Origin of the sequence: Micromonospora sp. DT63 (genome assembly GCF_049841615.1) — a bacterium.
Lineage (GTDB): Bacteria > Actinomycetota > Actinomycetes > Mycobacteriales > Micromonosporaceae > Micromonospora.
The window spans coordinates 72,279-89,130 of sequence record NZ_JBNCKQ010000005.1 but is presented as its reverse complement, the minus strand read 5'-3'; the positions used below and the strand labels follow the sequence as shown (position 1 = coordinate 89,130).

The window sequence follows — 16,852 nt, the reverse complement described above, 5'->3', positions numbered from 1 at the left end:
TCGCGAAGGTCGGCTCCCGGAGCGGCCGTCACGTTCCGGCCGTGACATTTGTCAGGGCCCGGATCGCACGGAGAGGAACGGGCCGGCGAGCGAGGACCGCGGCGAGCGTGATGCCTCCGTGTCATCAATATGCCCCTGAGTCATCACGCTCGCCGCCACATCCGCCCCCAACCGAGGCATCGCGGGCGCGGCAGCGGGTAAGCGCGCCCGGACGCCGCGACACCGGGAGGACGCGATGGGTGCCACGCCGCAGGGCCAGGTCGACACGGTCGTACTGATCCACGGACTCTGGATGACCTCCCGCAGCTGGGAGGGGTGGGCCCAACGGTTCACCGAGCGCGGGATGCACGTCATCGCCCCCGCCTGGCCCGGCATGGACCGGTCGGTGGAGCAGTTGCGCGACGACCCCAGCCCGATCGCCGAGCAGAGCATGGCCACCATCGTCGCCCACTACGACCGGATCATCCGGGCGCTGCCTCGACCGCCGATCATCATGGGGCACTCGTTCGGTGGGCTGTTCGCCCAGGTCCTCGCCGACCGGGGCCTCGGCGCGGCGGTGGTGGGGGTGCACCCGGCGGCGATCAAGGGAGTGCTCAAGGTGCCGCTGAGTCAGCTGCGCTCCGGCTTCCCGATCCTGCGCAGTCCCGCCAACCGAAGCAGGGCTGTCCCCTTCACCCCGGACGACTTCGCCTATACGTTCGGCAACACCATGAGCCGGGAGGACTCCGACCGGGCCTGGCAGCGCTACGCCGTCCCCGGCGCCGGCCGGGTGTTCTTCGAGGGCGCCTTCGCCAACGTCGACCCGCGCTCACCCGCCCGCGTCGACGTCGGGCGCAACGACCGGGCGCCGCTGCTGCTGATGGCCGGCGGAGAGGACCACGTGGTGCCGGCGTCGGTGGTCCGCACGAACGCGGGGCTCTACCAGAAGTCCCGGGCGCTCACCGCGTACGAGGAGTTCCCCGGCCGGTCGCACTTCACGGTCGGGGCGCCCGGCTGGGAGGAGATCGCCGACTACACGCTGGACTGGGCGCTGCGGGCGGCGGCGCTGCCCCGGGAGGCGACGATCGCCAGCGAGGCCCCCCGCCGCTGAAGCGCCGGTCCCAGCCATCGCAGTTGGCCGGCGTTGTTGGCCTGCGGGACAGTAAGCACCCGCGAGTCGGCCCAGCCACGTTCGCCAGCTCGGCCGGCAGGTAACTCGGCACAGAGCGGTATGACACACAGGTATAAATATTCCCCTGTGTCATACCGCTCTCCGCACCAGCGCCTCGGGGCTGCGGACAGTACTTGGTGTCGGTTAGTGTTCGTCCCTCCACGGAACGTACGAACGTGATTCGCGTCGCGCGTAGTCGACCAGGAGGACAGCATGGCCAGCATCGAACAAGTGAAGGCCGCGCTCGCCCAAGCAGCCGACCAGAGCAACACCACGACAAACCAGATCCGCGCTGCCATCGAGAGCACCGAGCAGGTGCTGGCCCGCCTACGCGCGGTGGCCGCCGGCACCGGTCACCCGACGCTCGGCGAAGCCATCGCCCGCGCGGAACAGAGTAAGCAGCGGCTGGTTGAAGCGGCCACCATCATGCAGGGCAGCAGCCAAGCCGCCCGGCAGTACATGAGCGTGCTGGGCTGAACGTGAGCATCGGCGAGATCAAAGCCGCCCTCCGCGAAGTCGACGGCTTACTCGGCGAAGCCGCCGCTACGGTCGAGGAGATCGGTGCCCAACTCGCCGAGGCAACCAGCTTGACCCTCACCACCCTGCACGACAGCCAACATGACGAGGCGAACAAGGCCCGCACGGCGTTGACCTCGGCCAAACGCGAGGTGGAGCTGATCCTCCGCACGATCACCGTGATCAAGGACAACACGGGCAGCTATCGGGAGTCGCTCGGATGACTGGGCTTCTCACCCAGGTCGTGGCACAGCTCAACTCCGCCATTGAAAAGTTGGACGCCCTCGCCGTCAAAGCCGGCAGCGCCCAGCAGGACACGGCCGAAGCTCAGGGAAATCTTGGCCGGCTCGGTAGCGGAAGCGAGAACCCGAAACTCGGCCTGGCGATCAGCCAGAGCCGCACCGCTCTCGACAAAGCCGGCCGGCTCGGCCTGCTGACTAGCAACGCGGCGCACCATCTCGCCAACTACGTCAACGTGATCGCCCCGGGTTCCGTCCCCGCTCGTGTCGACGGGGACCACGGATCACCATCGGGCGAACGAGTGGTCGCAGAGGCAGAGAGCAGGGGCAGCCGAGCCGAAGCCTTCCTCCGGCGTCATGTCAAGAAGGCGGACGAGACCGAGGGCAACCTTCAGGACGCTGAGCAGGCCACGACGGCCGGGCTTCGTGAGTTGATGCATCAGATCAAGGGCGGCCCCGGCGGCACCGCGACCTCCACCGCCGCTCCCAAGCCCGCCCCGCCCGCAGATCGACCACAGTTGGAACACCCGGTCAGCTCCGTCATCATGGCGGCTGGAGCCGTGGCCGTCGGCCTGAAGGGCCTGTGGAACATGACCAAACGGCATCGCGAGAGGAAGCATCGTGACGATCAGTCCTGACATGGTCGCCTACATCCGCACCATGGTGACGGGCGACCACGCCGAGAACGACCGCATCGAGGCTCGCCTCGACAGTCAGGGCTGGGAGGGTTTCGCCACGCTGCTCGGTGCGGTCTTCTACCTCGCGGTCGACCGCCACTTCCCCAACGGCGCCAGCCCGGAGGAGGTGATCCGGTTCGTCAGCCACATGCGGAGCACGACAACCGGTGGTGCCGAGACTGACGCGACCAGCGCAGAGAAGCTGATCAGCGCCGCTCTCGACCCGACCATCGAGATGGACGTCGACCCTAAGATCGCGGGTCGTATCCAGGGCTTGGCCATTCTGCATACGCTCGGCGGTGGGAGGATCTCCGACGACGAACTCGATTCCCTCCTGAACGAAGCGGCTGTTTTGGCCAGCCGTATCTAACGTCCGGTGACGAGCCAGTCAGTGTGCCCTCAACTCCAGTCGAGCGAGATGTCGAGGATCTCCAGATCCGGCGGCACCGCCGGGGCGACCCGCTTGGGGTCGCGGGTCACCAGGTAACAGCGGTACAGCACGGCGGTCGCAACGGCGTGCGCGACGTCCAGCGGCACGTCGAACCGCGCTGCGATCCGGGCCACCCGGCGACTGGTCGGTGCGTCGTACACCGCGACTTTGATCTCCCGTTCCTCGCTCAGGAGCAGGTCGAGGAGGTGGACGGCGGGTGTGCCAGCCACCTCCAGCTGCGCCTGCCCCAGGCAGAGTGCCGGGATCCACACCTCCTGCGCCGGGTCCTCCTCGGCGAGGGTCAGGATCGCCCCCGGTTCGACGCTGTCGCCAGAGGCGTAGGCGAGCAGGGCGGACGTGTCCAGGACCAGACCGTTCACGCGGCGGCCGGCCCGTCCTGGTCGAACTGGCGGAGCCACTCGGCGTTGCGCGCGTGCTGCTCGTCGGTGATAGGTGCCAGGGCGGCAAGGTGGGACCGGGTCCGTTCGACGTCCTCGTCGGTAACCACGTAACCGAGCTGCTCCCACCGGGCCCGCAGGTTGTCGGCGCGCATTTTCCGGCGCAGGATCCCGGCGATGAAACCCGACGTGTTGCCCTGCGTCCGCTCCACGTACGCGGCCACGTCGTCGGGCAGGCTGATGGTGATCCGGCGAGTCATACTCTGACCCTACCCGCTGCATACCCTGGACCGACGCTCCTTAGCGCGGCATGTCGCATGGCTCGCCCAACCGGGGGTAACGGACAGGGATGAGGGCAAGTTTCCGGCTCGGACGGATCGCAGGGGTGCCGGTCGGGGTCAACTGGAGCGTTCTGGTCATCTTCGCGCTGATCGCGTGGGGGCTGGCCGCGAACCAGTTTCCCCGCTCGTACCCGGACCGCTCGCCGGTGGCGTACACCCTCGCCGGTCTGGCCGCGGCGGTTGTCTTCTTCGTCGGCCTGCTCGCCCACGAGGTCTCGCACGCCGTGGTCGCCAAGCGCAACGGGTTGACCGTCGACGGCATCACGCTCTGGCTGTTCGGCGGGGTGGCCGAGCTGAAGGGCGAGCCGCGCGACCCCGGCGCGGAGCTGCGGATCGCCGGCGTCGGCCCGCTGGTCAGCCTGCTGCTCGGGGCGTTCTTCGGTGTCATCGCTCTGCTGTTCGCGCTGGCCGGGCAGGGTGGACTGCTCTTCGGCGCGATCGCGTGGCTGGCCGGCATCAACGTGCTCCTGGCGATCTTCAACGTGCTGCCGGCCGCACCGCTGGACGGTGGCCGGCTGCTGCGCGCGGCGGTGTGGAAGGCCACCGGCGACCGGAGCCGAGCGTCCGTGGTGGCCGCCCGGGCCGGCTGGGTGCTGGGTGTGCTGCTGATCGGCCTCGGGCTGTGGCAGTTCCTGTCCGGTATCGGCTTCGGTGGGCTCTGGCTGGCGCTGATCGGCTGGTTCCTGATCGGCGCCGCCGGGGTCGAGGAGCGGCAGGCCCGCGCCGGAAGCGCGCTGCGCGGCATCCGGGTCGCCGACGTGATGACACCGCAGCCGCAGACCGCCTCGGCGGACATGACGGTCGCCGACTTCGTGGACCACTACCTTTTCGCGTACCGGCACTCGGCGCTGCCGTTGACCGAGGACGGCAGACCGACCGGCCTCGTCACCCTGGACCGGGTGCGGGGCGTACCGGCCGACCGACGGACGTCGACGACGCTGGCCGAGGTGGCCTGCCGGGCCGACCAGCTGGTCCTCGCGCAGGCGGGGGAAGAGCTCAACGACCTGCTCCCCCGGCTCAGCGAGTGCGCCGACGGCCGCGCCCTGGTGGTGAGCGACGACGGCCTGCTCACCGGCATCGTCTCCCCCAGCGACATCAGCCGTGCCGTTCAGCGCGGCAGCCTGCGCACCCCGGTCGGTCAGCGGGGGAAGTAGCGGTCCAGCAGGTCGGTGCGGAACGTGCCGGTCGGGTCCAGGCGGGTCAGCAGGGCGGCGAAGTCGGCGTGGCGGGGGTAGCGGGCGGCCAGCTCGGTCGGGGCGGTGACGAAGACCTTGCCCCAGTGCGGGCGGGGCGCGAACGGCGCCAGCCGGTCCTCCACCTCGGCCAGCACCGGCAGCACCGCGTCGGCGTCGTCGACCCAGGTGAAGTGGACCACGAAGCTGTCCCGCTGGTGGTTCGGGCTGAGCCACAGCTCGTCGGCCGCCACCGTCCGCAGCTCGCACACCTGCAACACGGGGGCGATCAGGTGCGCCACCTCGGCCAGCGCGGCGAGCGCCCCGGCCGCCGCCGTACGCGGCAGGTGGTACTCGGACTGGAGTTCGTCACCGCTGCTCGGGGTGAAGCCGAGCTTGAAGTGCGGCAACCGCTCGTGCCACGGGCCCGGCACGCCGAGCTGTGGGGTGCAGTTCTCGGCCGGCATGCCGAGCACCGGGTGTCGCGGCTGGTCGGCGGCCGTGGTGCCGAGCCAGTCCATCTCCGGCGGCGGCTGGTCCGCGAGCTGCTTGCGCCACACCTCCCGCAGACGCGGGGTACGCCAGTCGGTGAACACGCTCACGCTGTACGCCGAGTCGAACGCCTCGTCCAGCGCCTCGACGGGTAGGTCGAGGCGCACGTACTGGCGCAGCTCGAACGTCGGCACCAGATCCAGGGTTACCCGGGTGACCAAGCCGAACGCGCCGAGCCCGACCACCATGCCGGCGAACGTGTCGCCGTCGGTGTCGCGGTCCACGTGCGTCAGGTCCCCGTCGGCGTTGACCAGCTCCAGGGCGGCTACCGAGGTGGCCAGATTGCCGTGGGTGGGGCCGGAGCCGTGGGTGGCGGTGGCCACCGCGCCGGCGACCGAGATGTGCGGCAGTGAGGCGAGGTTGGCCAGCGCGTACCCCTGGCCGTGCAGGTGCCGGGCGACGTCGCCGTAGCGCAGCGCGCCGGCGACGGTGACCTGCCCGCGCTCGCGGTCGATCTCGATCGTCGGGGGCAGGCCGGCGAGCGAGACCAGATCCCCGGTGGTGTCGCCGAGGCGGTTGAAGGAGTGCCCGGTGCCCACCGCGCGGATCCGGGAGCTGCCGGCGACCAGCCGGCGCACCTCGTCGACGGTGGTGGGGCGGTGGAACTCCCGCGCGGCGTAGCGCACGTTGCCGGCCCAGTTGCGGCGTGGCACATCGGTGCTGGCCGTCAGGTGCTGTCCCTGCGCGGTCATGGGGCGGTCTCCCGATCGGTGGACTGGTGGTCGGCCAACGCGGCGACGAGGGCTTCCAGAACCGCATCCGCCTGGTACGTGGGGTAGCCGCGTTGAGCGATCGGCAGACCGGCGGCGGTGGCGCGTTCGATCTCGCCCCGGGCCGCCTGCCGGGTCGCCGCATCCCCGGAGATCAGGGCGTCCTGGCCGCGTCGGATCAACCTGTCGACCCGATCCATCTGGTAGCCACGCAGGCCCACCGGGAGGTCCGGGGCGGCGAAGGCGGCGCGGCGCAGAGCGAGCAGGTCGACGAACCGGTCCCCAGCGCAGCGCGCGAGCGCCTCGGCCACCTGCTCGGGTTGCTCCCGGACCTGGTCGAAGACCAGCAGCTCGACGGCTGGCCGGCCGTCGATCGGGTGGCGGGCGGTGACCGATTCGAATGCCGCACCCGGGGCGGGCACCAGCAGCAGGCGCGGCGGGGTGGAGTAGCCGTCGCGGCGGGGCGGCTCGTCGAGGACCAGCGCGTCGACCTCGGCCCACCGGATCTCCCGGCGCAGGCCGGGCCGCCGGATGCTGAGCCCTTCCGGGGTGATCCCGAAGCGGAACGGCCGCAGCGCGCTGACCAGCACCACCGCGCCGAGCGCGATCGCACCCACGGCGACGATCGTCCGTAGCAGGGCGCCGTCGCTGGGGTAGACCAACAAGAGCACCCCACCGAGTACGCACACCAGGGCGAGCACCCGGGCCCCCCGGCTCCGGCGCAGCTCCACGCTCGGACCCCCGTTCATGACCGTGGCGTCGGTCCTCGCATCCTCCGACAGACCGGGCGCCACGGACACCGGACGATCGGGCACGGTTGTTCTCGCCATCGTCGGGGAACCCTACGCCCATGAGCAGCTACCGTGATCCGGCCCCGCGGGGCGATGTCTTCCCCTCGGAGGAGGAGCTGGACCCGACCGGCAGCGCGGTCGAGCCGGCCAGCGCCCCGCCGGGCGCCCGGTTGTCGAGCCACCCGGCGCCCACGCCCGGCCCCCGTCCGACACCCGCCCCCGCGCCCGCGCCGACGCCCGTACCGTCGCCCGGTCCGCCGCCGCGCGAGCCTGGCGGCGGGTCACGGTCGATCGTGACGCGCCACCTGGACGGGTCGGTCGAGGTGGTCACCGACCTCGACGGCGACGGCCTCGCCGACGTCGTCCAGATCGACGTGGACGGTGACGGCGTACCGGACATCACCTATGTGGACAGCGACCGCGACGGCCGGCTGGACACCGTGCTGCGCGACCCGGGCCGCCCGGCCCACCACCGCGCCTGACGCGACGGCCGGCCGGCGGTCGGGTTGCCGGGCTCAAAGGTTCGCCATCACCTCGGTGGCGACCAGGTCGAGGTGGTCCAGGTCGGTCAGGTCGAGCACCTGGAGATAGAGCCGCTGGCTGCCGATCTTCGCGTACCGGCCGATGGTGTCCAGGACCTCGTCGGGCGTGCCGGCGAGACCGTTGGCCCGCAGCTCGTCCGGCTCGCGGCCGATGGCTGCGGCCCGGCGGGCCACCTCGGCGTCGTCGCGCCCGCAGCACAGCACCAGGGCGTTGGACCAGACCAGGTCGCCCGGGTCCCGACCGATCTCGGCGCACGCCGCGCGCACCCGCTCGAACTGCGCCGCCGAGTCTGCCGTCGAGGCGAACGGCAGGTTGAACTCGTCGGCGTAGCGGGCGGCCAGCCGGGGTGTGCGCTTCGGACCCATCCCGCCGAGCAGGATCGGCGGGCGGGGCTGCTGCACCGGCTTGGGCAGGGCCGGGGAGTCGCTGACCGGGTAGTACCGGCCGTCGTGGCTGAACCGCTGCCCGTCCGGGGTGGACCACAAACCGGTGATGACCGCGAGCTGCTCCTCGAGCCGGTCGAACCGCTCGCCCAGGGCTGGGAACGGAATGCCGTACGCGGTGTGTTCGTCGGCGTACCAGCCGGTGCCGATGCCCAGCTCCACCCGGCCGCCGCTCATCTGGTCCACCTGAGCCACGGTGATCGCCAGCGGGCCGGGGAGCCGGAAGGTCGCTGCGGTCATCAGCGTGCCGAGCCGGATGCGGCTGGTGTCCCGGGCCAGGCCGGCCAGGGTGGTCCACGCGTCGGTGGGGCCGGGATCGCCGCTCACCCCGCCCATCTTGAGGTAGTGGTCGGACCGGAAGAACGCGCCGAAACCGGCGTCCTCGGCGCGGCGGGCCACCGCGAGCAACTGGTCGTAGGTGGCACCCTGCTGGGGCTCGGTGAAGATCCGCAGTTCCATGCGTCCGAGCATAGGTAGCCGATCGGCGGACCGCGTCCGGACGGGCGGCCCGGCCATATTCCTTGACGGACATATAACGCTTGAGGCATATTGGCCTGGTGCCCACCGACGCCTTCACCGTCCTCGCCGAGCCCACCCGACGCCGGATCCTCGACGCGCTCCGCGACACCGACCGCAGTGTGGGCGAGCTGGTCGACGGGCTCGGGGTCAGCCAGCCGGCCGTTTCCAAGCACCTGCGGGTGCTCCGCGAGGCCGGCTTCGTCACCTGCCGGACCGCGGCCCGGCAACGGATCTACCGCCTCGAGCCGGGCCCGCTGCGGGCGGTGGACGGCTGGCTCGACCCGTACCGCCGGCTCTGGACGCGGCACCTGGACGCCCTCGAACGACACCTCGACAGTCAGGAGCAGTGAATGAACCGCGACGCGTTCCGCCCGAGCCCATCCGCCGAGGTGCGCGCCGAGCCCACCGACGGCGGCGCCGTCCTGGTCTTCGTCCGTGACCTGCGGCACCCGCCGGCCACCGTGTGGGCGGCGCTGACCGACCCGGCACAGCTCGCCCAGTGGGCCCCGTTCCTCGCCGACCGGAACCTCGGTGACCCCGGTGCCGCCGTGCTCACCCTCATCGACGGCGAGACCACCGCGGAACAACCGGCGACGGTACGCCGGGCCGAGCCGCCCCACCTGCTCGAATACACCTGGGGCGACGACCTGCTGCGCTGGGAGCTGACCCCCGTGGGCGCCGGCACCCGGCTCACCCTGCGGCACACCGTCGCCGACCGGGGCATGCTGCCGATGGTCGCGGCCGGCTGGCACCTCTGCCTCGACGTGGCCGAGAAGCTGCTCGACGGCGACCCGGTAGGCCCGATCCGGGGCGCCGAGGCCAAGGACTTCGGCTGGGCCGAGCTGCGCGACACGTACGCCGAGCGGTTCGGCCAGGGCTGAGGCGCGGCCCGACGCCGCGGACCGGACCTCAGAGCAGCCTGGCGAGGGCGTACGCCGAGGGTGTCTCCGGCGCCGCCTGGTAGGCGATGATCACCTGACCGTCGGCGCCGGCGACGGCAAGCGTCTCCCGCCGCAGGGTGAGCGGCCCGACGACGGGGTGGTGGAATCGCTTGACCTCGTCGCGTGTCGGCCGGACGTCGTGCGCGTTCCAGACGTCGCGGAAACGGCTGTCAGCCAGCAGCTCGGAGATGAGGTCGGTCGTCGCGGGGTCGCGCAGGTCGGCTTCGGCCCGGAGCGCGGCGACGCTCTGCGCGGCGATCTGGGCCCAGTCGGGGAACAGCATGCGCACCGTGGGATCGCGGAACATGCCGCGGACCAGGTTCTGACCGGGTGTGTAGAGCGGGGACAGCGCCATGGCGAGCTTGTTGGCCGCCAGCACGTCGAAGCGGCGGTCGCGGACGTACGCGGGTGTCTGGCCGAACGAGTCGATGAGCTGCTGCACGGCGTCGGAGGCCGCGGCGTGCTCGCGCGGTGGCGGCGCGGGGGTGGCCAGCGCGGTGAGATGTGCCCGCTCGTCCTCGTTCAACTGCAACGCGCTCGCCAGGGCGTTCAGCACCTGCGGCGACGGGTTGCGGTCCGTGCCCTGTTCCAGGCGGGTCAGATAATGCTGGCTGACGCCCGCGAGACGAGCCAGTTCGTCACGGCGTAGTCCTGGTACGCGTCGGCGCCCGAACGAGGTCATCCCCGCCTCGCCCGGCCGGACCCGCCCGCGACGCGCCTTCAGGAAGTCGCCCAGCGCGTTCTCGCCGTTCATTCCCGCCAGCCTAGCCCTGTCAGGGTTCTGGCAGGCCGGCGTCCGCCGGCGCAGGGTCGAGTCATGAAGACATGGTTCATCACCGGAGCGTCCCGCGGTTTCGGCCGCATCTGGGCCGAGGCCGCGCTCGACCGCGGCGATCAGGTCGCCGCCACGGCACGGGATCGCCGGACGCTTGAGGATCTGACCGGGGCGTACGGGGACCGGGTCCTGCCGCTGACCCTGGACGTGACCGACCGCCCGGCCGTGTTCGACGCGGTGTCCCGGGCCGCGGCGGCGTTCGGCCGGCTCGACGTCGTCGTCAACAACGCGGGTTACGGGCTGTTCGGCATGGTCGAGGAGACGACCGAGCAGCAGGCCCGCGCGCAACTGGAGACGAACTTCTTCGGCGCGCTCTGGGTGACCCAGGCCGCCCTGCCGGTGCTGCGGGCGCAGGGCACCGGCCACCTCCTCCAGGTTTCCAGCATCGGGGGCATCGGCGCCTTCCCCACCCTGGGGCTCTACAACGCGTCGAAGTGGGCACTGGAAGGGCTCAGCGAGGCCCTGTCGGCCGAACTCGCCCCGCTCGGGGTGAAGGTGACGATCGTGGAGCCGGGCCCATACGGCACCGACTGGTCCGGGGACTCGGCCGCGCACACCGAGCCGATCGAGGCGTACGAGCCGGTACGGCAGGCACGCCGCGCCGGCGCGTCCACGCGTACGCCCGACGATCCGGCGCTGACCGCCGGCGTCATCCTGCAACTCGTCGACTCCGCCGAGCCGCCGTTGCGCCTGTTCCTCGGGCCGTACCCGTACCGTCTCGCCGAGACGTTGTACGCGAACCGGCTCGCCACCTGGCACGACTGGCGCTGGCTGGCGGAGCAGGCCGGCCCGCCGCATGGGGCGTGAGCACTGGCCGGCGGACGGCGTGCCGGGCCCACTGCGAACGGTGGACGGCCGGGTCGACAGTACCGCCGGCTCCGGGCCCGCGTCAGACGTACGGCCGGGTGGCGTACGCGGTGCGCAGCGCGGCCAACCCGGCCGACTTCGGCGACAGCGTGCCCCACCCGGAGTTGAAGTAGTTGGTCCGCGCGATACGGGGTCCACGCTCGGCGTTGAGCTGGGCGATCGCCGCGGGAACTGTAGCGATCCAGGCCGCCTGGTCCGGGATCTCGGCCGACCGCACCCCGTACTCCGCGATGATCACCGGTCGGGACAGCGCCACCGGGCCGAGATCCGCGACCGCCCAGTCCTTCGTCCGGCGGAAGCGGGCCAGCGCGGTCTGGCCGACCGCTGTCGCGTAGGCGTTCCACTGCAGGTAGTCCAGCCGCGACATCAGCGACTCCGGGTGGGTGCGCTGGAAGCACGCCCGGTCGAAGCCGCCCAACCCGACCGAGAAGGTCGTCCCGGCGGGCAACGTGCGGGCCTTGAACCAGGTGACGATGTAGGTCATGGCCTGCACCGCCCGCGCGTCGGACTCGGCCCAGGTGTACGCCTTGCCCGCCTCGGTCGTGCCGAACTCGTGGTCCGTGTCCAACTCGGACGCGAGCTGGATGTTCACCCCGAAGCCGAGCGTCCGGTACTGGGACAGGGCGCGGGCGAACAGACCGTCGCACTGGCCGTTGAGCACCTGGGTGTACCCGTACGCCTTCGGCCAGGTGGTGCCGGGTCGCTGCTGGATGGTCATCGACGGTGCCGGCACGGTGTAGCTGACGCCGTCCACCGTGAAGGTCTGCGGCCCGGCGTCGCCAGCGCCGTAGTGCTTCAGCTCCAGGACCATGTTGATCTGCACCCCGGCCTTGCCCAGGTTGATGAGCCACGGCCGGTTGTAGCCGGGAAAGACGTACCCGTCGGCGAAGCTGCGGTACTGGGTCAGCGAGCGGAAGTTGCCGCCGGCCATGTCGGCCGTCGGGTCGGCGCCGCCGGACAGGTAGTAGCCGCCGAGGACCGGTTGGCGCAGGCTGTAGTCGACGCCGGCCGTCGCGGTGTTGCCGGCCGCGTCGCGGACCTGGACGGTGACCCGGGGCATCAGGCCACCGCCCGGTACACGGCGACCGAGCCGTTGTCGGAGACCCGGGACCAGGTACGCCCGGAGTTGTCGCTGACGGTCACGGTCAGCGGGTCGATGACCGCGGTGACCTTGACCGGCGCGCTGCTGTTGCCCTGCGCGTCGGTGACCACGATGGTGACGGTCAGCGGTTTGGTGTCGGCGTCGGAGTACGTGACGGTCAGCAGCATCTGGTCGCCCGGTGCGAAGACGGACGCGTTCAGGGCTGCGGTCGCGGTAGGAGCCGCCATGTCACTGCCTCTCTGATGAGGTCGCCGGGCGGACGCGCGGGTGAGCGACGCCGGGCCAGGCGAGATCCACGATGCGGGAAGGCTGGTGGAGCACGGGAGCGGCGGCGCGGCCGGTGGACGGCGGCGCCGGCGGTGGGCGATGGCCACCGCCGCGGGCACCCGCGGCGGTGTGGGCGACCGCGCCGTACGTCTGGTCGGGCCGGCGGCTGTGCCGTGCCCGCCGTGGCGGGTTCGGGCTGGGCGAGGGCGGCACCGACGTGGACGATGCTGTCCGCGTTGGGCCGGAGGACTGGGATGTGGCCCGACATCCGTCCGCCTCCTCGTCTGCCCTAAGCGTGCTCTACCAGGGGCTTTACCGTCTTGTCCGGTTAGCGACAATCGCCCTGGTGTCGGGCCATGCGTCCGGCGCGCGGTGCTGGGCTACCGGCGTGCCGCGAGCGGACGACAGGTGGTGTCCTTCGCCTGTCGCGCCGGCCTCCGGCAACCGGCCCGAGCCGTCCCTGCTACCGCGCCGTGCCCGCCACGGCCCAGGCCCGCGCGGTGAGCCGGATCGAGCCGTCCGGTTCGATCGGCAGCCGGGCGGCCAACAGATCCCGCAACGCCGCCCGTTGCGGCTCGCCCAGCGACGTGACGTACGACGGGGCGCTGCCCTGCCCGCCGAGGAACGGCCGCCAGTAGTCGTCGAAGTCGGCGAACACCGTCGGCACGTCCACCGGCCGGACCGACACGTCCCGCAGGCCGGCGTCCACCCACAGGTCCCGCAACGGTTCAGGCCGGCACATGCTGAACCGGCTCGCCTCGTCCCGCCCCGCCGCACCCGGGTCGAGGTGGGCGACGGCGGCCCAGAAGTGCCGCATCATCGCCATGCCCTCCGTGTAGTCCCACACGTACGCGGACACCGCCCCCGCCGGCCGGACGACCCGGGCGAACTCGGCGACCGCCCGCGCCGGCTCGGGCACGAAGTTGAGCGTCAGCCCGCTGACCACCACGTCGACGGCGTCATCGGGCACCGGCAGCGCGCGGGCGTCACCGACGTGGAAGCTCGCCCGCGCGTCCTGGACGCGGGCACGCGCCTGGGCGACGAAGCCCGCCGAGGGGTCGATGCCGGTGATCCGGGCGGGATCGGCCTCGGCGAGGACCGTCGCGGTCAACGCGCCGGTGCCGCAGCCCACGTCCAGCCAGTGCCGCCCGGGTGCCACGGCGAGTCCGCGTACGAAGTCGGCCGCGACCAGGCGGCTCCACCGACCCACGTACGCCTCGTACGCGTCGGCGTCCGCCCACACCGGGTGTGTCATGTCCGCACGATACGACAGCGTCCGTGGGCGCAAGGGCGAAGCGCCTCGTTGCCCTGGGCTGGCACACTGCCGCCGTGACGATGACCCAGACGTCGGCGGTGCACCGGGTGCACGCGTGGCAGCGCCTCCTGGTGGTGGCCGCGCTGGTGGCTTCCGTGGTCCTTCTCGGCTGGGCGTACCAGACCGGGGGCGACACCCTGCGTTTCCGGTTCGGGTGGGTCGCGGTCGTGCTGACCGCGGTCCCGTTGTTCGTCACGCGGGGGCGGCAGTTCACGTACGCCTGCCTGGCTGTGGGTGTCTCGTTGCTCGTCCTGGCCTGCGGGCCGGTGCCGGCCGGGCTCCTGCCGGCGATGCTGGTCCTGCTGGCCACCACCGCGGACCCGCGGCGGTCGCCGTGGCGGGCCCGGCTGTCGGTGCTCGTCGGCGCGGCGCTGGTGGTCGTCCCGGTCGTGGCGTCAGCGGGAGCGGTGCACGACTCGCTGACGTCCCCGCCGGTCGGCTTCGTCGTCCACACCGACGCGGATACCGAGGTGACCGACCTCGTCGGGCCGGGAGACGTGAGCGTGGTCGGCGTGCACACCCGGTACGACGACGGCGACGGGGGGCCGATCAGCTTCGTCGAGTTCACCCCCGGTCTGTCGGCCGACGGGCAGGATCAACTGCGCCGCCAGCTGGCGCTGAAGCCAGGCGTGTCGAAGATCTGCTCGTGGTACCGGAACAATCACCTGCGGTCCGCCTGCTGAACCGCCGGTTCCGACCGTCCGCCGCGCCTCGCCCACTGCTCGGCGGGCCGCGCGACGGACGCGGCTACTGTCGAGCCATGCCGCTGCGTCCGGATGAGGTCGAGGTGTTCGAGCGCTCCAGGGGCCGCCTGGAGGCGATCGCCTACCGGCTGCTGGGCTCGGCCAGCGACGCCGAGGACGCGGTCCAGGACACGTTCCTGCGCTGGCAGTCCGCCGACCGGGAGCACGTCGAGACGCCCGAGGCGTGGCTGACGAGGGTGCTCACCAACCTGTGCCTCAACCAGCTCACCTCGGCGCGCGCCCGGCGGGAGACGTACGTGGGGACGTGGCTTCCCGAGCCGGTGCTCGCCGGGGACCGGATGCTCGGCCCGGTCGACACCGTCGAGCAGCGCGAATCGGTCTCCATGGCGGTGCTCACCCTGCTGGAGCGGCTGTCGCCCAACGAGCGCGCGGTGTACGTGCTGCGCGAGGCGTTCGGCTACCCGCACGGTGAGATCGCCGAGATCCTCGGCGTCAGCGAGTCGAACTGCCAGCAGATCTACCGGCGTGCCCGGCAGCACGTCACCGCCGACCGGGCCCGCGCGGAGGTCGACAGCGCCGCCGCGCGCAAGATCGTCACCGAGTTCCTCATGGCGGCCAACAACGGCGAGGTCCAGCGGCTGGTGGCGCTGCTCACCGACGACGCGACAAGCGTCGGCGACGGCGGCGGCAAGATCCCGGCCCGGACCACGCCGATCAGCGGCGCGCTGGCGGTGGCGAAGTTCCTGCGGGGCCTGTTCCGGCCCAGCGACGCCAAGCGGAACCTGGTCAGCGGCAGCCCGGCCCTCTACGCCGAGGTCGTCAACGGCGGCCCGGCGGTGGTCGTGGTGACCGGTGACCAGGTCGTCGGCGTCATGTCCCTGGAGGTGACACCCGACGGTGTCGCGGCCATCCGCATCCAGGTGAACCCCGACAAGCTCGAACGCGTCACGCGCCAGTGGTCCACCACCGAGCACTCGGAACCGCTCCTGCACGTCTGGTGACCCAGGTCATAGCCACCTCCTGTCAGCAATCGCGTCGCCGTCCGGTTCAGGAAGCGACCATCACCGAGACAGGAGTGCCGCCATGAAGCACCGCATCGTCGTCCTCGGAGCCGGATACGCCGGAGCGATCGCCGCCGGGCGTCTCGCCCGGCGACTGCACCCCGACGACATCGAGATCACCGTCGTCAACGCCGAGGCCGACTTCGTCGAGCGGGTCCGCATGCACCAGCTCGCCACCGGCCAGGACCTCAAGCGCCGCGAGCTGAGCCAGGTGTACGCGGGCACCGGCGTGCGGGTGCGACGGGCCCGGGTCACCGCCGTCGACGTCGACCGCAGGACTGTCGCGCTGACCGACGAGAGCGGCGCCGACGAGATCGCCTACGACACCCTCGTGTACGCCCTCGGCAGCGCCGCCGCCGACCACGGCGTGCCCGGTGTCGCCGAGCACGCGTACGACGTCGCCGGCCGGCCGTCGGCGCTGCGGTTGCGTGACCGCCTCGGCCAGCTCGCGGCCGGCGCGACGGTGCTCGTCGTCGGCGGGGGCCTCACCGGCCTCGAAGCGGCCACCGAGATCGCCGAGGCCCGGCCCGACCTCGACGTCGCGCTCGCCACCCGCGGCAGCCTCGGTGACTGGCTCACCGGAAAGGCACGACAGCACCTGCGGGGCGTCACGGCCCGGCTCGGCATCACCGTCCACGAGCACACCGACATCGCCCGGGTGGAGGCGACCGGCGTCGTCACCGTCGACGGTCGGACGATCCCAGCCCAGGTGACCGTGTGGACGGCCGGCTTCGCCGTCCACCCCCTCGCCGCCGCCACGACCCTGACGGTCGCGGCCAGCGGGCAGATCGTCGTCGACGACACCATGCGCTCCGTCTCGCACCCCGACGTGTACGCCGTCGGCGACGCCGCACTCGCCGCCGGGCCGGGCGGCAAGCCCCTGCGGATGTCCTGCGCCTCGGGAGGCCCGATGGCCTGGCAGGCCGCCGACGCCATCGCCGCGCGCCTGACCGGTCAGGTGAAGATCCCGAAGGCCCCGCTGGGCTACTTCAACCAGTGCATCAGCCTCGGCCGCCGCGACGGCATCATCCAGTACGTGACCGCCGACGACCGGGCCAAGCCGTCCCTGCTCACCGGACGGCTGGCGGCCCGCTACAAGGAGGTCGTGTGCCGGGGCGCCGCGTGGAGCATCACCCACCCCATCCCGTACCCGGTGCGCCGCCGCCGCGTCACCGCCAGCCGGACGGAGACCGCCGCGACCCTGTCGTGACCTCGCTGTCAGGAGAACGGGTCGGTCCCCGAACCCACGCGTCACACGGGCAGCGCCCCGCAGACCGGT

The 16,852-nt window shown here is 72.0% G+C and carries 22 protein-coding genes; 13 read left to right on the top strand and 9 right to left on the bottom strand.

All coding sequences use genetic code 11. The features are described 5' to 3' along the window. The first annotated feature begins 235 nt into the window (after positions 1–235). From ACLQ27_RS19475 to ACLQ27_RS19455, 5 genes are all read left to right on the top strand, one after another. Positions 236–1,090: an alpha/beta hydrolase gene (locus ACLQ27_RS19475; protein ID WP_425867987.1), complete on the top strand. Its 855-nt coding sequence runs from the start codon at positions 236–238 to the stop codon at positions 1,088–1,090. A gap of 273 nt (positions 1,091–1,363) precedes the next feature. Next, positions 1,364–1,627 (top strand): hypothetical protein, encoded by a 264-nt coding sequence (locus tag ACLQ27_RS19470; protein WP_357496429.1) that lies wholly within the window; start codon positions 1,364–1,366, stop codon positions 1,625–1,627. A gap of 2 nt (positions 1,628–1,629) precedes the next feature. Further along, complete coding sequence (locus tag ACLQ27_RS19465; RefSeq protein ID WP_234584428.1) at positions 1,630–1,890, top strand: hypothetical protein; 261 nt, start codon at positions 1,630–1,632, stop codon at positions 1,888–1,890. Beyond that, positions 1,887–2,543, top strand: coding sequence for a hypothetical protein (locus ACLQ27_RS19460; RefSeq protein ID WP_425867984.1), 657 nt, complete (start codon positions 1,887–1,889; stop codon positions 2,541–2,543). Before ACLQ27_RS19465 ends, ACLQ27_RS19460 begins: the two co-directional genes overlap by 4 nt. A gap of 1 nt (position 2,544) precedes the next feature. Beyond that, a complete protein-coding gene (locus ACLQ27_RS19455) occupies positions 2,545–2,952 on the top strand; it encodes a hypothetical protein (RefSeq protein ID WP_255787116.1) in 408 nt (135 codons plus the stop codon). A gap of 29 nt (positions 2,953–2,981) precedes the next feature. Here ACLQ27_RS19455 and ACLQ27_RS19450 read toward each other — a convergent pair whose 3' ends face one another. Together ACLQ27_RS19450 and ACLQ27_RS19445 are read right to left on the bottom strand one after the other, a co-directional pair. Beyond that, entirely contained in the window at positions 2,982–3,392 is a 411-nt protein-coding gene (locus ACLQ27_RS19450) for a type II toxin-antitoxin system VapC family toxin (RefSeq protein ID WP_234584425.1), read from the bottom strand. After that, positions 3,389–3,670 carry a hypothetical protein gene (locus tag ACLQ27_RS19445; protein WP_234584424.1) on the bottom strand — a complete coding sequence of 94 codons (282 nt, stop codon included), beginning with the start codon at positions 3,668–3,670 and terminating at the stop codon, positions 3,389–3,391. Before ACLQ27_RS19445 ends, ACLQ27_RS19450 begins: the two co-directional genes overlap by 4 nt. Positions 3,671–3,759: 89 nt before the next feature. Here ACLQ27_RS19445 and ACLQ27_RS19440 point away from each other — a divergent pair, with 89 nt between their 5' ends. Then, the gene (locus ACLQ27_RS19440) at positions 3,760–4,905 is read left to right on the top strand and encodes a site-2 protease family protein (protein WP_425867982.1); all 1,146 of its coding nucleotides are present in this window, start codon (positions 3,760–3,762) and stop codon (positions 4,903–4,905) included. On the opposite strand, the gene ACLQ27_RS19435 is transcribed toward ACLQ27_RS19440, so the two are convergent. Both ACLQ27_RS19435 and ACLQ27_RS19430 read right to left on the bottom strand, forming a co-directional pair. Next, positions 4,890–6,167, bottom strand: coding sequence for an FAD-binding protein (locus ACLQ27_RS19435; protein WP_425867980.1), 1,278 nt, complete (start codon positions 6,165–6,167; stop codon positions 4,890–4,892). The two genes, ACLQ27_RS19440 and ACLQ27_RS19435, sit on opposite strands and share 16 nt — an antisense overlap. Continuing rightward, positions 6,164–6,934 carry a hypothetical protein gene (locus tag ACLQ27_RS19430; protein ID WP_357575081.1) on the bottom strand — a complete coding sequence of 257 codons (771 nt, stop codon included), beginning with the start codon at positions 6,932–6,934 and terminating at the stop codon, positions 6,164–6,166. Before ACLQ27_RS19430 ends, ACLQ27_RS19435 begins: the two co-directional genes overlap by 4 nt. A 101-nt stretch (positions 6,935–7,035) precedes the next feature. On the opposite strand from ACLQ27_RS19430, the gene ACLQ27_RS19425 reads away from it, so the two are divergent. Then, a complete protein-coding gene (locus tag ACLQ27_RS19425; RefSeq protein ID WP_357575080.1) occupies positions 7,036–7,458 on the top strand; it encodes a hypothetical protein in 423 nt (140 codons plus the stop codon). A gap of 33 nt (positions 7,459–7,491) precedes the next feature. Here ACLQ27_RS19425 and ACLQ27_RS19420 read toward each other — a convergent pair whose 3' ends face one another. Continuing rightward, a complete protein-coding gene (locus tag ACLQ27_RS19420; RefSeq protein WP_357496415.1) occupies positions 7,492–8,421 on the bottom strand; it encodes an LLM class F420-dependent oxidoreductase in 930 nt (309 codons plus the stop codon). Between the two features lie 98 nt (positions 8,422–8,519). Here ACLQ27_RS19420 and ACLQ27_RS19415 point away from each other — a divergent pair, with 98 nt between their 5' ends. Next, positions 8,520–8,831 (top strand): ArsR/SmtB family transcription factor, encoded by a 312-nt coding sequence (locus tag ACLQ27_RS19415; RefSeq protein ID WP_425867977.1) that lies wholly within the window; start codon positions 8,520–8,522, stop codon positions 8,829–8,831. Then, positions 8,832–9,362 carry an SRPBCC family protein gene (locus ACLQ27_RS19410; RefSeq protein WP_425867975.1) on the top strand — a complete coding sequence of 177 codons (531 nt, stop codon included), beginning with the start codon at positions 8,832–8,834 and terminating at the stop codon, positions 9,360–9,362. Positions 9,363–9,390: 28 nt separating this feature from the next. On the opposite strand, the gene ACLQ27_RS19405 is transcribed toward ACLQ27_RS19410, so the two are convergent. Beyond that, complete coding sequence (locus tag ACLQ27_RS19405; protein WP_425867973.1) at positions 9,391–10,176, bottom strand: helix-turn-helix transcriptional regulator; 786 nt, start codon at positions 10,174–10,176, stop codon at positions 9,391–9,393. A 63-nt stretch (positions 10,177–10,239) separates the two neighbouring features. On the opposite strand from ACLQ27_RS19405, the gene ACLQ27_RS19400 reads away from it, so the two are divergent. Further along, entirely contained in the window at positions 10,240–11,064 is an 825-nt protein-coding gene (locus ACLQ27_RS19400) for an SDR family oxidoreductase (protein WP_425867971.1), read from the top strand. An 82-nt stretch (positions 11,065–11,146) separates the two neighbouring features. Here the strand turns inward: ACLQ27_RS19400 and ACLQ27_RS19395 are convergent, their stop codons facing one another. The 3 genes from ACLQ27_RS19395 to ACLQ27_RS19385 all read right to left on the bottom strand — a co-directional run bounded on the left by ACLQ27_RS19395 (position 11,147) and on the right by ACLQ27_RS19385 (position 13,748). Beyond that, positions 11,147–12,184 carry a hypothetical protein gene (locus ACLQ27_RS19395; RefSeq protein ID WP_357496405.1) on the bottom strand — a complete coding sequence of 346 codons (1,038 nt, stop codon included), beginning with the start codon at positions 12,182–12,184 and terminating at the stop codon, positions 11,147–11,149. After that, complete coding sequence (locus ACLQ27_RS19390) at positions 12,184–12,453, bottom strand: hypothetical protein (RefSeq protein ID WP_234584413.1); 270 nt, start codon at positions 12,451–12,453, stop codon at positions 12,184–12,186. Before ACLQ27_RS19390 ends, ACLQ27_RS19395 begins: the two co-directional genes overlap by 1 nt. Before the next feature lie 503 nt (positions 12,454–12,956). Continuing rightward, a complete protein-coding gene (locus tag ACLQ27_RS19385) occupies positions 12,957–13,748 on the bottom strand; it encodes a class I SAM-dependent methyltransferase (RefSeq protein WP_425867969.1) in 792 nt (263 codons plus the stop codon). 74 nt (positions 13,749–13,822) lie between these two features. Here ACLQ27_RS19385 and ACLQ27_RS19380 point away from each other — a divergent pair, with 74 nt between their 5' ends. From ACLQ27_RS19380 to ACLQ27_RS19370, 3 genes are all read left to right on the top strand, one after another. Then, positions 13,823–14,491, top strand: a complete 669-nt coding sequence (locus ACLQ27_RS19380; protein WP_425867967.1) for a hypothetical protein — start codon at positions 13,823–13,825, stop codon at positions 14,489–14,491. 77 nt (positions 14,492–14,568) lie between these two features. Continuing rightward, entirely contained in the window at positions 14,569–15,513 is a 945-nt protein-coding gene (locus ACLQ27_RS19375) for an RNA polymerase sigma-70 factor (protein WP_234584410.1), read from the top strand. An 82-nt stretch (positions 15,514–15,595) separates the two neighbouring features. Continuing rightward, on the top strand, positions 15,596–16,783 hold the full coding sequence (locus ACLQ27_RS19370; RefSeq protein WP_357496398.1) for an NAD(P)/FAD-dependent oxidoreductase: 1,188 nt from the start codon (positions 15,596–15,598) through the stop codon (positions 16,781–16,783). The last annotated feature ends 69 nt before the right edge of the window (positions 16,784–16,852 follow it).

What these genes read in the sequence shown, in the direction of transcription:
- ACLQ27_RS19440 (WP_425867982.1), top strand. Translation starts at nt 3,760, where the DNA reads ATGAGGGCAAGTTTCCGGCTCGGACGGATCGCAGGGGTGCCGGTCGGG.
- ACLQ27_RS19410 (WP_425867975.1), top strand. Translation starts at nt 8,832, where the DNA reads ATGAACCGCGACGCGTTCCGCCCGAGCCCATCCGCCGAGGTGCGCGCC.
- ACLQ27_RS19435 (WP_425867980.1), bottom strand. Translation starts at nt 6,167, where the DNA reads ATGACCGCGCAGGGACAGCACCTGACGGCCAGCACCGATGTGCCACGC.
- ACLQ27_RS19390 (WP_234584413.1), bottom strand. Translation starts at nt 12,453, where the DNA reads ATGGCGGCTCCTACCGCGACCGCAGCCCTGAACGCGTCCGTCTTCGCA.
- ACLQ27_RS19475 (WP_425867987.1), top strand. Translation starts at nt 236, where the DNA reads ATGGGTGCCACGCCGCAGGGCCAGGTCGACACGGTCGTACTGATCCAC.
- ACLQ27_RS19405 (WP_425867973.1), bottom strand. Translation starts at nt 10,176, where the DNA reads ATGAACGGCGAGAACGCGCTGGGCGACTTCCTGAAGGCGCGTCGCGGG.
- ACLQ27_RS19375 (WP_234584410.1), top strand. Translation starts at nt 14,569, where the DNA reads ATGCCGCTGCGTCCGGATGAGGTCGAGGTGTTCGAGCGCTCCAGGGGC.
- ACLQ27_RS19400 (WP_425867971.1), top strand. Translation starts at nt 10,240, where the DNA reads ATGAAGACATGGTTCATCACCGGAGCGTCCCGCGGTTTCGGCCGCATC.
- ACLQ27_RS19385 (WP_425867969.1), bottom strand. Translation starts at nt 13,748, where the DNA reads ATGACACACCCGGTGTGGGCGGACGCCGACGCGTACGAGGCGTACGTG.
- ACLQ27_RS19430 (WP_357575081.1), bottom strand. Translation starts at nt 6,934, where the DNA reads ATGAACGGGGGTCCGAGCGTGGAGCTGCGCCGGAGCCGGGGGGCCCGG.
- ACLQ27_RS19395 (WP_357496405.1), bottom strand. Translation starts at nt 12,184, where the DNA reads ATGCCCCGGGTCACCGTCCAGGTCCGCGACGCGGCCGGCAACACCGCG.
- ACLQ27_RS19445 (WP_234584424.1), bottom strand. Translation starts at nt 3,670, where the DNA reads ATGACTCGCCGGATCACCATCAGCCTGCCCGACGACGTGGCCGCGTAC.
- ACLQ27_RS19460 (WP_425867984.1), top strand. Translation starts at nt 1,887, where the DNA reads ATGACTGGGCTTCTCACCCAGGTCGTGGCACAGCTCAACTCCGCCATT.
- ACLQ27_RS19370 (WP_357496398.1), top strand. Translation starts at nt 15,596, where the DNA reads ATGAAGCACCGCATCGTCGTCCTCGGAGCCGGATACGCCGGAGCGATC.
- ACLQ27_RS19455 (WP_255787116.1), top strand. Translation starts at nt 2,545, where the DNA reads ATGGTCGCCTACATCCGCACCATGGTGACGGGCGACCACGCCGAGAAC.
- ACLQ27_RS19470 (WP_357496429.1), top strand. Translation starts at nt 1,364, where the DNA reads ATGGCCAGCATCGAACAAGTGAAGGCCGCGCTCGCCCAAGCAGCCGAC.
- ACLQ27_RS19425 (WP_357575080.1), top strand. Translation starts at nt 7,036, where the DNA reads ATGAGCAGCTACCGTGATCCGGCCCCGCGGGGCGATGTCTTCCCCTCG.
- ACLQ27_RS19420 (WP_357496415.1), bottom strand. Translation starts at nt 8,421, where the DNA reads ATGGAACTGCGGATCTTCACCGAGCCCCAGCAGGGTGCCACCTACGAC.